The sequence below is a fragment of the Kitasatospora sp. NPDC090091 genome (genome assembly GCF_044747365.1).
Lineage (GTDB): Bacteria > Actinomycetota > Actinomycetes > Streptomycetales > Streptomycetaceae > Kitasatospora.
Genome location: NZ_JBIVDY010000006.1, coordinates 382,730 through 394,107, shown reverse-complemented (window position 1 = coordinate 394,107; position 11,378 = coordinate 382,730). Strand labels below are relative to the sequence as shown.

At 75.8% G+C, this 11,378-nt stretch carries 11 protein-coding genes; all 11 read right to left on the bottom strand.

All coding sequences use genetic code 11. From position 1 onward, the window contains the following. Positions 1-84 precede the first annotated feature (84 nt). On the bottom strand, positions 85-657 hold the full coding sequence (locus ACIPSC_RS13505; protein ID WP_400825458.1) for a phage baseplate assembly protein V: 573 nt from the start codon (positions 655-657) through the stop codon (positions 85-87). After that, a complete protein-coding gene (locus ACIPSC_RS13500) occupies positions 654-1,790 on the bottom strand; it encodes a hypothetical protein (RefSeq protein WP_400825457.1) in 1,137 nt (378 codons plus the stop codon). The genes ACIPSC_RS13505 and ACIPSC_RS13500 overlap by 4 nt, the downstream gene beginning before the upstream one ends. Then, entirely contained in the window at positions 1,783-2,145 is a 363-nt protein-coding gene (locus ACIPSC_RS13495; protein WP_400825455.1) for a LysM domain-containing protein, read from the bottom strand. Before ACIPSC_RS13495 ends, ACIPSC_RS13500 begins: the two co-directional genes overlap by 8 nt. Then, on the bottom strand, positions 2,142-2,801 hold the full coding sequence (locus ACIPSC_RS13490) for a hypothetical protein (RefSeq protein ID WP_400825453.1): 660 nt from the start codon (positions 2,799-2,801) through the stop codon (positions 2,142-2,144). The genes ACIPSC_RS13495 and ACIPSC_RS13490 overlap by 4 nt, the downstream gene beginning before the upstream one ends. After that, the gene (locus tag ACIPSC_RS13485) at positions 2,798-3,247 is read right to left on the bottom strand and encodes a hypothetical protein (protein WP_400825452.1); all 450 of its coding nucleotides are present in this window, start codon (positions 3,245-3,247) and stop codon (positions 2,798-2,800) included. Before ACIPSC_RS13485 ends, ACIPSC_RS13490 begins: the two co-directional genes overlap by 4 nt. A gap of 2 nt (positions 3,248-3,249) precedes the next feature. After that, positions 3,250-5,697 carry an ATP-binding protein gene (locus ACIPSC_RS13480; protein WP_400825450.1) on the bottom strand — a complete coding sequence of 816 codons (2,448 nt, stop codon included), beginning with the start codon at positions 5,695-5,697 and terminating at the stop codon, positions 3,250-3,252. Continuing rightward, positions 5,694-6,935 carry a DUF4255 domain-containing protein gene (locus ACIPSC_RS13475; protein WP_400825449.1) on the bottom strand — a complete coding sequence of 414 codons (1,242 nt, stop codon included), beginning with the start codon at positions 6,933-6,935 and terminating at the stop codon, positions 5,694-5,696. The genes ACIPSC_RS13480 and ACIPSC_RS13475 overlap by 4 nt, the downstream gene beginning before the upstream one ends. Then, a complete protein-coding gene (locus ACIPSC_RS13470; RefSeq protein WP_400825447.1) occupies positions 6,932-7,891 on the bottom strand; it encodes a hypothetical protein in 960 nt (319 codons plus the stop codon). Before ACIPSC_RS13470 ends, ACIPSC_RS13475 begins: the two co-directional genes overlap by 4 nt. Beyond that, on the bottom strand, positions 7,888-8,733 hold the full coding sequence (locus tag ACIPSC_RS13465) for a hypothetical protein (protein ID WP_400825446.1): 846 nt from the start codon (positions 8,731-8,733) through the stop codon (positions 7,888-7,890). Before ACIPSC_RS13465 ends, ACIPSC_RS13470 begins: the two co-directional genes overlap by 4 nt. A gap of 4 nt (positions 8,734-8,737) precedes the next feature. Beyond that, positions 8,738-9,244 carry a phage tail protein gene (locus ACIPSC_RS13460; RefSeq protein ID WP_400825444.1) on the bottom strand — a complete coding sequence of 169 codons (507 nt, stop codon included), beginning with the start codon at positions 9,242-9,244 and terminating at the stop codon, positions 8,738-8,740. A 61-nt stretch (positions 9,245-9,305) separates the two neighbouring features. Next, the gene (locus tag ACIPSC_RS13455) at positions 9,306-11,378 is read right to left on the bottom strand and encodes a phage tail sheath family protein (RefSeq protein ID WP_400825443.1); all 2,073 of its coding nucleotides are present in this window, start codon (positions 11,376-11,378) and stop codon (positions 9,306-9,308) included.

Sequence of the window (11,378 nt, the reverse complement as noted above, 5' to 3'; positions counted from 1 at the left end):
AGTGGCCTCAGGGGCGGCGCCGGTGCGGCCGCGGTCGCGGGGGCGCGCCGGCACCGGGAGTGGAACAGGAACTCGTACTCGTACTCATTGCACGATCAGCGCGTTGACGTTGACGAGGACCTGGTTGTCGGTGAGCACGAGGCTGGCCCCCCGGCCGTTCTGGATGACGATGCCCTGGTCGTTGACGCTGATCGAGGCGCCGCTGCGGGCCTTGAGCAGGATGCCGCCGGCCGGTCCGGGCGCGTCCGAGATCGCCAGCGTGTTCTGTCCGAGGGTCTGCAGGACGATGCTCGGACTCGCCGGGACGCCGGCCTGCGCCAGGGCGGGCACCTCGGCCCGGCTGCCCCAGAAGCCGCCGGTCCAGACCGGGTGGTCCGGGTCGCCCTGTTCGAACTCCATCCAGACCCCGGCCCCGACCGGCGGCACGTTGAACACCCCGCACTGCGGTCCGGCGACCGGCACGCAGGGCATCGCCCAGGAGGACGGCAGCACCGCGGAGACGTCGGGGACGAAGGCCTGGATCCGGCCGATCCCGAGCGGGTCGACGTTGTTGACCACCGTCCCGCGGTACTTGCCGTAGAAGCGCGGGCCGCCGTCCTGGTCCTCGGTGGTCCCGCCGAGCGGGACCAGGTAGTCGCTGTCGTCGGTCGTCGTCATACCGGCACCACCGGGAGGGTCGAGATGAGTCCGTTCCGGACCAGGGTGAACTGCTGGGTGAAGGAGCCGCGTTCGAGCCGGTGGTCGACCGACTGGACGAAGTAGAGGCCGTCGAACGCGGTACCCGCGCCGCGCACGCCCACCAGCGCGCGGGGGCGCAGCACGTGCCCGTACCGCTGGACGTCGAGGCTGCCCCGGGCCTTGACCACGTCGGCCGCCGAGGAGGCCTTGGCCATACCGAGCAGGACGGCCTCGGCCACCCCGAGCTTCGCCGTCTCTCGGATGTAGCGGATCTTGTGCGGGGCCGGCTGGAGCAGGCCGAGCGGCGGGTTGAGCGGGGACACGTCCGGGATCGGCACCGGGATGACCGCCTTGGTCTCCGGGTGGTGCACGAAGATCACCGGCTGGGTGGCGGCCTCGGCGTCGAAGCCGAAGGCGATCGACTCGACGTTGGTCTGCACGTCCATGTCGACGTTCAGCGCCGGCTGCGGCAGGCCGAGCTTCGCCTGCGGTCCCCAGTAGGCGATGCTGGCGCCGGGCACCGGCCCCGGGATGTGGGTGAAGACGTAGCCGGAGCGGGCGGCCAGCCGGCGCAGGTAGGCGAGGTCGGTGCCGTGCTGGACCGGGATCCGCTCCAGCGGGTTGGGCACGTCGGCGACCAGGGCCGGCACCACCGCCGGGACGACCCCGAGGACGGCGTACTTGGCGAGCACGGTGAGCACCCGGGCCGCGACCGGCATGGCCGGGAAGGGCGTTCCGGTGCCGTCGATCTTCTCCATCAGGGCGGTGAGGTCCATGCCGTGGACGGTCAGCACCGAGGGCGCGCCGCCCGTGCCCGGGGTGAGGCCGGTGGAGGTCATCACGCCGTCGATCAGCACCTCGGTCACGCTGCCCACGGTGACCGCGACCACCACCCGCAGCACCGGCGGCAGGGCGCCGCCGACCAGCAGGAAGACGGTGGGCAGCAGGGAGTCCTTCTCGACCTCGAAGGTCAGCTCGAACGCGCTCTGCCGGCCCGGCTCGGCGGTGCTGTGCACGGTGACGCCGGTCAGTGCGTCCAGGACGAACCGCGGCACCGGCAGCGGCACGGCCGGGCCGACCAGCAGGGTGAGGTGGACCGGCCCGCTAGGCATCGGCGGCCCCCGGGACGCCCTCGGGCAGGGTGATCCGCAGCCGCCGGCCGACGGCGGCGGTCAGTTCGGCCGGGTCCAGCACGCCGTTGGCGTCGCAGAGCAGCCAGAACCGTTCGGGGTCGCCCAGTTCGGCGGCGGCCAGGGTGTCCGGCCGCTCCCCGTCCGCCACCAGGTGCTCGCGCAGCAGGGCGAACCGCTCCGGCGGGGGCACGAACCGGCGGCTCACGCAGCGCACCTGACGGCCGTCCAGCTCGGCGGTGAGCAGCGGCAGCCCGCTGTACCGGCTGGTCGGCGGGAACGCCGGGGCCTCCGGTGCCTGCGGCAGACCGGCCGGGAAGAGCTCGGGGACCGTCATGTGATGCCTCCGATTCCGAACGCCGCGAAGCCGGCCGTGCCGGCCCGGGCGGCCAGTGCCTCCAGCCGGCGCTGGTGGGCGAGGTAGAGCCCGCCGGCCCGGTGGACGAAGCCGACGTCGTTGACCGTGAGCACCCGCATGCCGAGCTGGACCTTGGCCCGCAGCGGGTTGAGCGCCGGGTCGAAGGCCTCCTCGGTGACCGACAGTTCGGTGATCCGCACCGGCACGATCCGGCTGGGGCTCCAGACGAAGACGGTGACCGGCGCCTCCATCGGGAGGATCTCCAGCGAGCCGGCCGCGGCCGAACGGTCGGCCGCGACCAGCTGGTCCACCCGCGGGTAGACCAGCAGTTCGAGCGCGGCGAGCTGCGGATGCACCCCGACCTGGCCGGCGTCCGGGTAGGAGTCGGGGAACTCCAACTGGTCGGCGGCGTCCAGCTCGGCCTCGACCTTGACGGTCTCCACCGGCGGCGCCGTGAAGCGGATCGGACGGGAGCGCTGGTGGCGCTCCTCCCCGGTGTCCTGCACCTGGAAGCTGCGGCTCAGGCTGTCCGGGTTGTACTGCAGGGCGATCATCCGCAGGACGGCGCCGGACGCCTGGTCGAGCTGGACGATGCCGCCGCGCATCAGGCGCGGGGACCGCGGGAAGCCGGTCATCGGACACCTCCCCGGGCGGTGGGGGCGGGAGTGGCGCTGACGCCGGGCACGGCGGCGACACCGGGCACGGCGCTGACGGCAGGCACGGCGGCGACACCGGGCCCGGCCGCGGGCGGACCGGCGGCACGGAGCGCCGCGGCGAGGACGGGGGCGAAGGCGGGCGCGGTGGCGAGTGCCCGGCCGGTGCCGCGACCGAGGGCGGCCGCCTGCCCCGGGCCGAGCGGGCCGCCGGCGGGACCGGCCGTCGGCAGCACGACCACCGACGCGCCCGGGGACGCCGACGACGAGGACCCGGGGCCCGCGTCGGCGGGATGCGCCTCGGCGGGACGGCCGTCCGGTGGCTGTGCCAGTGCGGCGGCCAGCGCCCGGGCGAGCTCGGCCCGCAGCCGGTCGGCGCCGCCGGGGCCGAGCAGGACGCCCTCGACCACCAAGCGTTCGATGTGCACCGTCACCTCCATGGCCCGCTCCCGTCCCGCTCGGCCGTGACGCCGGCGCTGCCGTCCGCGCTGCCGTCCGCGCCCGTGCTTGCGCCCGCGGCCGTGCCCGTGGCCCGGGCGAATTCGCCCTCGTCCACGACGAGCCCGAGCTTGCGGCACTCCATCCGCAGCGCGGCCAGCACCGTGGGCATGTCGGCGACCAGGCCGTCCGCGGCGGCCGCGAAGGTGGCGTTCATCGCGACGGTGTGGATGCTGCCGCCCGCCAGCCCGAACCCGGCCAGCCGGGCGTGGTCGAGGTCGGTGGCCACACCCGGTGCGAAGGCCCGCCGCCAGATCTCCTCGCGCTCGGCCGGGCCGGGGAAGGGGAAGTCCAGCACGAACCGCAGCCGCCGGGTGAACGCCTGGTCCAGCGCGCCCTTCATGTTCGTCGCCAGGATCGCCAGGCCCCGGTACGACTCCATCCGCTGCAGCAGGTAGCCGACCTGGACGTTGGCGTACCGGTCGTGGCTGTCCTTCACCTCGCTGCGGCGGCCGTAGAGCGCCTCGGCCTCGTCGAAGAGGAGGATCGCGCCGCCGCGCTCGGCCGCGTCGAAGAGACGGCGCAGGTTCTTCTCGGTCTCTCCGATGTACTTGCTCATCACGGCCGAGAGGTCGATCCGGTAGAGGTCCAGGTGGAGTTCGCGGGCGAGCACCTCGGCCGCGGTGGTCTTGCCGGTGCCGCTCTCCCCCGCGAAGAGCGCGGTGATCCCGAGCCCCCGGGAGGTCCGGCGGGCCACGCCCCAGTCCTCGTAGACCACGGCGCGGTGCCGCACCTGGTCGCGGATCCGGTCCAGCTGCTCGGCGAGCGCCGCCGGCAGCACGAGGTCCTCGCGGCGGGCGCGGATCTCCAGCCGCTGGGCCAGCCGGTCGAGCCGCGGTCTGGTCACCGCGAGGCAGGCTCCCCACACCCGTGCGCGCAGCTCCTCCGGCGGCTCGTCCGGACCGCCGCCGGCCACCGCCCGGGCGGCCAGCGCGACGGCCACCGGGTCGAGGTCGAACTGCGCGGCGAGCTCGCCGGCCAGCCCCTCCCCGCCGGGCCCGAGCGCCTCGGCCCAGACCGCCCGCTGCTCGCCGGTGGTCGGACCGGCCACGTCGACCACCAGGGCGCCCGGCCCCAGCTGCGGCCAGACCTCGCGGCTGTCCAGGAAGACCGGACCGTGCACCCGGGCAAACAGGCGCCCCACGGCCGCCGCCCGCTCCGGGCCGTGCTCGGCGCCGTCCTCGCCCGCGTCCAGGTACAGGGCGAGCGGCGCCAGCAGCGTCTCGCGCTCCCAGAGCCGGGCGGTCAGGGCCGCGGCGTCGGGCTGCACCGGGAGCGCGCCCACCGGGACCCGCACCAGCAGCCGGCCCAGCTCGGCCGCGACCCGGGCGGCCAGCAGCTGCTTGCTCACCTGGTCCGGACCGACCAGGTTGACGGCGGGCGGCCGGCCGTCGGCGGCCGCGCGGCGCAGACCGGCCCGCAGCCTGCTCGCCGCCGCGAGCTGCGACGCCGTCAACTCCGCTAGGCCGTCCGGGTCGTCGAGCGGGACGACCGTCTCGGCCAGCCGGGCGTCCAGGTGCCCGAGGCCCTTGAGGTAGTTGACGATCCGCTCGTCCGCCCGCAGCACGCGGGCGGTCAGGCCGCCGGCGCCCTCCGGCTCCAGCAGGTGCAGCCGGCGCAACGGCCGCTCCGGGGAGAGTGCGTCCCAGGCCGGTTGCTCGAACAGGCGCAGGGCGAGGCCGAAGGTCGGACCGGGCTCGCGGCCGAGGGCACCGGCGGCGACGCACAGCGCGTCCAGCGAGGGGTCGAACTCGCGTGCCGCGGCGAGCAGCAGGACGTCGCGCTCGAAGGCGGTCAGGCCGAGCCGGTCGGCGAGTTCGACGTGCGCCGGGTGGACGGCCGCGGCCGCCGCCTCCCGCGCCGCGGCGGCCCGGGCCACGGCCTCCGCGAGGTCGGACCCGGCCGGACGCGGCTCGGCGGGGGCGTCCTCGGCGGGGTGCGGCCCGGCGGGGTCGGGCGTCGCGGCCGGTGGTGGCGCGGGTGTGATGGCCGCCGGCTGTTCGGGGCGGGTGCGGCGGCGGAACGGCCAGCCGTGGCCGCGCCCGTCGCTCCCGCTCACCGGGGCGTCGGGTGCGGCCGGAGTGCCCGACACAGCAGACGTCCCCGGCGCAGCCTCGACGACGGGGAGCTCCCCGGCGGCCAGGGCCTGCAGCCGCAGGCGCAGCCAGTGCAGGGACGCCGCCAGGTAGGCGTTGTTGCCCTGCTCCCACTCCGCGGCGAAGGCGGCCGGATCCTCCGGCGCCCCGGCCCACCGGGCCGCGGCCGTCCCGCCCGGCCCGCCCGTCGTCAGCCTCCCGTCGGCTCCGTCGATCATCACATCGGCTCCGTCGTCCGTCACGTCGGCTCCGTCGAGCGCGTCAGGTCCGTCGATCCCGGTCATGGCAGCACCACCTGTTGGGCGGGGTCGAAGACCGTGGGCAGGGGCTTGGCCGGGTCCGGGTCCGGATCCGCGAGCGGGATCGAGTCGATCCCGTCCACCCTCAGCCGCAGCGTCAGCCGTGCTCCGCCGGAGGCCGGACGCGGCACCCGGAAGGAGGGCGCGACGCCGGCCCGGGCGGGCTGGACCGGCGCCAGCTGGTCCCCGCCGGCGAGCAGCAGGACGGACTGGCCCTCCTGGAGCCGGTCGCAGGGCACGGTAACCAGGACGTCCCTCACCCCCGCCGCGCCGAGAACGGGCCGGCCCAGCCGGACCGCAACCGGCAGCGGCAGCGCATTGCTGGTGAGTGACGGCCCGGCAGCCGGTCCGACGGCCACCGTGACGGTGGCGACGCCGGCCGGCAGTGCGCCCGGCAGCGGCACCCGGACCTGCTCGGCCGTGGAGCTGGGGCCGGCCGCCGCCCAGACCGGCTCGGCGAGCCGGGGGTGGTCGAACCTCGCGCGGACCGGTCCGCCGGCCGCTCCGCCGGCCAGCCCGGCGCCGTCGAGCAGCAGGTGGTCACCGGTGCGGGCGGGGAGCGAGGCGTTGCCCCGCCACGCGGCCACGGTGATCCGGTCGAGCCGGGGCGCGGCGCCACCGGCGGAGGCGGGCACTCCCTCGTCCTGGCCCAGCGCGTCGAGCGGGCCGCGGCCGCGCTTGAGCACCGGCAGCGGCGCCTCGGACGGTGTACCGGTGTCGATCAGCACCACCGACGCCTGGTAGGCCACCGAGAGCCGGTACGGGGTCTGGAAGCCCGACCAGAGCTTGGACTGCTCGTCCAGGCCGAGGTGGACCGGCGTCAGCCGGACCCGTTCCGGTTGCAGGTGGACGCCCGCGTCGCCGAGGACACCGCCGAGCTTCGCCCGGGTGAGCACCGCTCCGTCGTGCAGCACCTGCATGGCCTGGCCGAGCAGGCGGTGCGCGGTGGTCTCGTCCTGGTGGTCGGCGTAGGCGGTGAGCAGGTAGTGCAGGTCGAGGGCGAGCGGTGGGCGCAGACCGCCCCCGCCGGACCGCGCGGGCGGTTCGAGGTTGCGCCAGGCCGCGTTCGGCGCGACGTCGTAGAGGAAGAGGTTGAGCTGGTCCCCCGCTGTGCTCACGGCCCGGGCCTGGTCCGGCGGGCGTGCGGTGACCAGCGCGGTCACCGGCCCCAGCACGGACCGCAGGGTCTGGGTGACGGCTTCGATGGCGCGTCCGGTGCTCATCCGCGGCTCCTGGCCCGGTTGCGCAGGTACTGGTCGAGAGTGGCCACGGCCGGCTCCTCGGGGCGGACGCGCTCCACCGGGGTGGCGGAAGCCGCGACGGCCCGCACCTCGACGCGGCCGATGGTGACGTGCACGACCGGAGCCGGGGCGGGCGACTGCCGGCGGCCCGGGGGCGCCCACCGCTCGCGGCGGCCGGTCGGCTCGGCAGGTTCGGGGAGTGCCGGGCCTGCTGCGCCCGCCGGTCCGCGTTCGTCGAACGCGCCGCCGGCGGTGGCCGCAGCCGGGAAGCCTCCCGTGCGTCCGGGGCGGGCCGCCGGCCCCGCCGCGGACGCTCCGGCGTCCCGACCGCCGCCGGCCGACCGCCGGGCGTCGGCGGACGGAGCCGGCCGTCCCGCTGCGGCCGGACCCGCCGCGCCGTCGCCGGTGGGCGGCGCGGCCTCCCCCGCAGGGGCGGGGAACACCAGCGGCTCGTCCTGGGCACCGGCGCGACCGGACCACGCCTCGGCCGGAGCCTCCACCCACCAGGGCCGGGCCGCAGCCCAGGCCTCCGCCGGAGCCGGGTCCGTTTCGACCGGGCGGCCGGTGCCGAGCGGGAGGGCATCCGCGGGCCCGCTCGCCGGGTGCACCGGCCACGGGCCCCGGCCCGGCCGTGTGACCGACGGGACGCCGGCCGCCGCCGCCAGGCCGAACCCGGACGAGGGGCCCGCGGGCTCGGTCACCAGGGACGTCGTCCAGGACGTCGCCAGGTCGAACGCCGCTCCTGCCGGGAAGGTGTCGAGCTCCGCTCCCCCGCCGTCCGGAACGGGCTCGAACCGCGAGAGGGGGCGCGGGCGCAGCCGGCCCGCCCCGCCCGCCCCCGCGGCGCGCGCGGCGATCCGCGTCAGGAAGCCGCCGGAGCCGGCCCCCGGGGCGGCGGCTGTGGTCGAGGGCCCGGCCCGCCCCGGCTGCCCGGTCATGCCGTCACCAGGTCCAGGTAGCGGCGGCGCCGGCGCCGGCCCAGCGCCAGGATGTCCGCCTCCCGCCAGCCGTACGCCCGGGCCAGGGTGTCCACCTCGGCCAGCGTGTGCAGGGCGAGTCGTTCGAGGTCGGCCCAGAGGAAGGCGCCCAGATCGAACGGCTCCCACCAGTGCGTGCCGCAGCCTGGGCAGTCGAGGCCGAGCAACGCCTCGGCCTGGGGGTCGGCGGCCGCCAGGGCCGCCTCGACCGCGGCCCGCGCACCGGCGGGCAGGTCACCGGCGGGCAGCGGATCACCGCCGCCCGCGCCCCCGCCCGCTCCATCGCCCGCTCCATCGCCTTCCGGCCCGGCCACCCGGGCGACCGCCGTGACACAGCGGGAGAGCAGGGCCGCGGCGGGATCGGCCGTGCCCCGGACGGCGAGGAGGTCCGCGGTGGTGACGGGCCGGCAGCGGATCTCATGACCCTCCGCGGTGACCGTGAGCTCCGCGGTGACCGTGAGCTCCGCGGTGGTGTCCACCGAGCCTGGCCCACCCGGCGCGTACAGCCCGCTGAGCGCGAAGCCCACCTCGACCAGGCCGTTGCAGGCCGGGCAGGAGGCCACCGCCTCCACCGCGTCGCCGACCAGCGCGCGGCGCAGCGCGGCGAGCAGGCCGGCCAGCCGGCCGAGCGGCGCGGCGGCCAGTTGCTCCCAGCTGTACTGCGGACAGGCCGCGGCCAGCAGCGCGAGCGGACGGGCGGCCGGGGTGAGCTCCGCGGCCCGCTCCCAGGTGTCGAGCAGCAACCGGTCCGTCGGCGGACGCAGAGCCGCGGCGCCCGCCCACGCCGTTCCGGGGTCGGTCATGCCCTCACCCCTGCTCCTGCGGCTCGGGGACCTCGGAGTCCCGCTCCCAGCCCTCGTTCTCCAGCTTGATGTGCTGGATGGCCACCGCGTTGGCGTTGGCGTCGAGGTCCGGGAGGGCCTGGTACTCGGAGACCCAGCAGCGGTAGACCTTGTAGGCGATGACGAGTTGTCCGGCCTCGTTGTACAGCTCGATCGTGACGTCCTTGCGGAAGCTCTTGAGGGCGGACTCGGCGCCGACGGAGCCGTAGTTCCACACCTTGTCGGCCCACTGCTCGAACTCGGGGTCGTGGGTGACGCCCCGCTCCAGGGTGATGGCCTCGTACTCGGTGCGGCCGGGCGACTTCCGGCTGCTCGACGGGTCGCCACCCTCGCGGTGCCGGACCACCTCGGTGGTCCGCTTCAGGCCGCCGACCTTGCTGACGCCGAGGACGTACCGACCGTCCCAGCGCACACGGAACTTGAAGTTCTTGTAGGGGTCGAACCGCTGGGTGTTGACGGTGAACTGGGCCATTTCGTCTGCGCTTCCTGGTCTCGTCCCGGTCGTGCCGCCCGGGGTGGCTCGCCCCGGCCGGTCAGGCCGGGAGTTGCTCCGACAGCTGCTGCACCTGCACCACCACGAACTCCGCCGGCTTCAACGGCGCGAACCCCACCCGAACGTTCACCACCCCCCGATCCCGATCCGCCTGCGTCGTCGTCTCCCCGTCACACTTCACGAAATACGCCTCACGCGGCGAACGCCCCTGCAAAGCCCCCTGACGGAACAACTGCTGCATGAACGCCCCCACGTTCAACCGCACCTCCGCCCACAACGCCTCACCGTTCGGCTCGAAAACCACCCACTGCGTCCCCCGGAACAACGACTCCTCCACGAACAACGCCAACCGCCGAACCGGCAGATACTTCCACTCCGACGCCAACACATCCGCCCCCGCCAACGTCCGCGCCCCCCACACCACCCGACCCACCACCGGAAACGACCGCAGACAATTCACCCCCAACGGATTCAACAAACCGTTCCCACCGTCCGAAACCCGCACCGACAAATCCGGCACCCCCACCAGACCCGCCTCCAAACCCGCCCCCGCCTTCCACACCCCCCGCGCACCGTCCACCCGCGCCAACACCCCCGCCACCGCCCCACACGGCACGAAGTCCTCCAGGACGTCGCTCTTGAACGGGTTGGGCCGGCGCAGCCTCGGGAAGTAGACCGCCGCGTCGGGGCCGCGCCCGCCGAGCCGGTCGACCGCGTCGCGGAAACCCGTGACCGCCTTGTCGACCGTGTTCCAGCCGGACGGCGGGTCGACCAGCAGGATCGCGCGGCGGCGCTTGCAGTAGGCGGCGGCCTGGTCGTAGAGGACGGGCTCCACGTCGGCGCCGCTCTGCCGGTACGGGGGGATGCAGAGCAGGTTGAACAGGTCGACCTGGTCGAGCAGCCGCTCGTACTGCCCGCGGACCTCCTCGGCGTCGGTCAGGTCCGCGCTGTCCGCGCCGCCGAGCTGGTCGGCGGCGTCGGCAGCGGCGGCCTTGGCGGTGGCGAGGGCGGGGCCGGCGTCGTCCGCCGCGCTCTTGAGGGACGGCAGGGCGGCGCCGGCGTCGGCGGCGGCCTTGGCCGTGGCGGTCTCCCGGGCTGCCGCGGCGGCCGCCTCGGTGGTCCGCCGCGCCCGTACGTCCGCGGCCCGGTCGGCGGCCTGCTTGGCCCCGGCGGCCGCGGCCTGGGCCTGGTCGAGCTTCGCCTGGGCGTCGGCGAGCTTCTGCTGGTTGGCCGGGACGCTCTGGTCGAGCTTCTTGGCGTCGTCGACCTCCTTGCCGGCGGCCTTCGCGGCGTCGTCGGCCGCGGTCCGGTCCGTCTTGGCCTCGGCGTCCGCGTCGGCGGCGGCCTGTTCGGCCGCCTCGGCGGTGGTGTGCTCGTCCTTGGCGCGGGCAGCCTCGGTGTCGGCGGCGCTCTTGGCGTCGCGGGCGCGGGCGAGGTCGGCGGCGGTGGTCTTCAGCCGGACCTCCGCCTCGGCCGCCTCGGCATCCGCCTCGCCGGCCGGGTCCTGCCAGGCCGTCGTGGACGCCCCGGGCACCGGGCGGACCCGCGCCGCGGCCGGGGCCGGCGCGAGCGCGGGGATCGTCCAGCGCACCAGGGCGGATTCGCGTTCGAGCACGGTGCCGACGCAGCGGGGGTGATCGGCGTAGAGGGAGACCCCGGCGTGCCGTTCGGACTGGTTGGTGCCCCGGTCCAGGACCACGAGGGTGAAGAGCTCACCCGTCCCGGTGGCCTCCACCCGTGCGCGCAGGCCGTTGCCCCAGGCTCCGGGCGAGGCCGCCTTCAGGGCGACCCGCTGGTCGCCGGTGCCGAAGGCCAACTCGGCGTACCCCTTCGAGGGCGTCGCGGGCTCGCGGTAGAGCCGGCAGATCACCGCCTGGCCACCGCCGTTGAGGAAGAAGTCACGCACGGCGAAGCCCAGCAGGCTGCCGGACCAGAGCCCGCCGAACTCGCGGACGAAACCGTCGAGTCCGGTGATGGTGACGGGGCGCTCGACGCTGCCCCGGGCGGTCCGGCCGACGAAGGCGGTGACGGACGTGGCCACGCCGGTGATGGTGTGGACGCCGCTCGGGATCTCCTCGATGTAGACGCCCGGCTGGGCGAGCTGCTCAGGCAC

Excerpts from the sequence above, each read along its gene's own strand:
- ACIPSC_RS13505 (WP_400825458.1), bottom strand. The coding sequence starts at position 657 with ATGACGACGACCGACGACAGCGACTACCTGGTCCCGCTCGGCGGGACC.
- ACIPSC_RS13500 (WP_400825457.1), bottom strand. The coding sequence starts at position 1,790 with ATGCCTAGCGGGCCGGTCCACCTCACCCTGCTGGTCGGCCCGGCCGTG.
- ACIPSC_RS13495 (WP_400825455.1), bottom strand. The coding sequence starts at position 2,145 with ATGACGGTCCCCGAGCTCTTCCCGGCCGGTCTGCCGCAGGCACCGGAG.
- ACIPSC_RS13490 (WP_400825453.1), bottom strand. The coding sequence starts at position 2,801 with ATGACCGGCTTCCCGCGGTCCCCGCGCCTGATGCGCGGCGGCATCGTC.
- ACIPSC_RS13480 (WP_400825450.1), bottom strand. The coding sequence starts at position 5,697 with ATGACCGGGATCGACGGACCTGACGCGCTCGACGGAGCCGACGTGACG.
- ACIPSC_RS13475 (WP_400825449.1), bottom strand. The coding sequence starts at position 6,935 with ATGAGCACCGGACGCGCCATCGAAGCCGTCACCCAGACCCTGCGGTCC.
- ACIPSC_RS13470 (WP_400825447.1), bottom strand. The coding sequence starts at position 7,891 with ATGACCGGGCAGCCGGGGCGGGCCGGGCCCTCGACCACAGCCGCCGCC.
- ACIPSC_RS13465 (WP_400825446.1), bottom strand. The coding sequence starts at position 8,733 with ATGACCGACCCCGGAACGGCGTGGGCGGGCGCCGCGGCTCTGCGTCCG.
- ACIPSC_RS13460 (WP_400825444.1), bottom strand. The coding sequence starts at position 9,244 with ATGGCCCAGTTCACCGTCAACACCCAGCGGTTCGACCCCTACAAGAAC.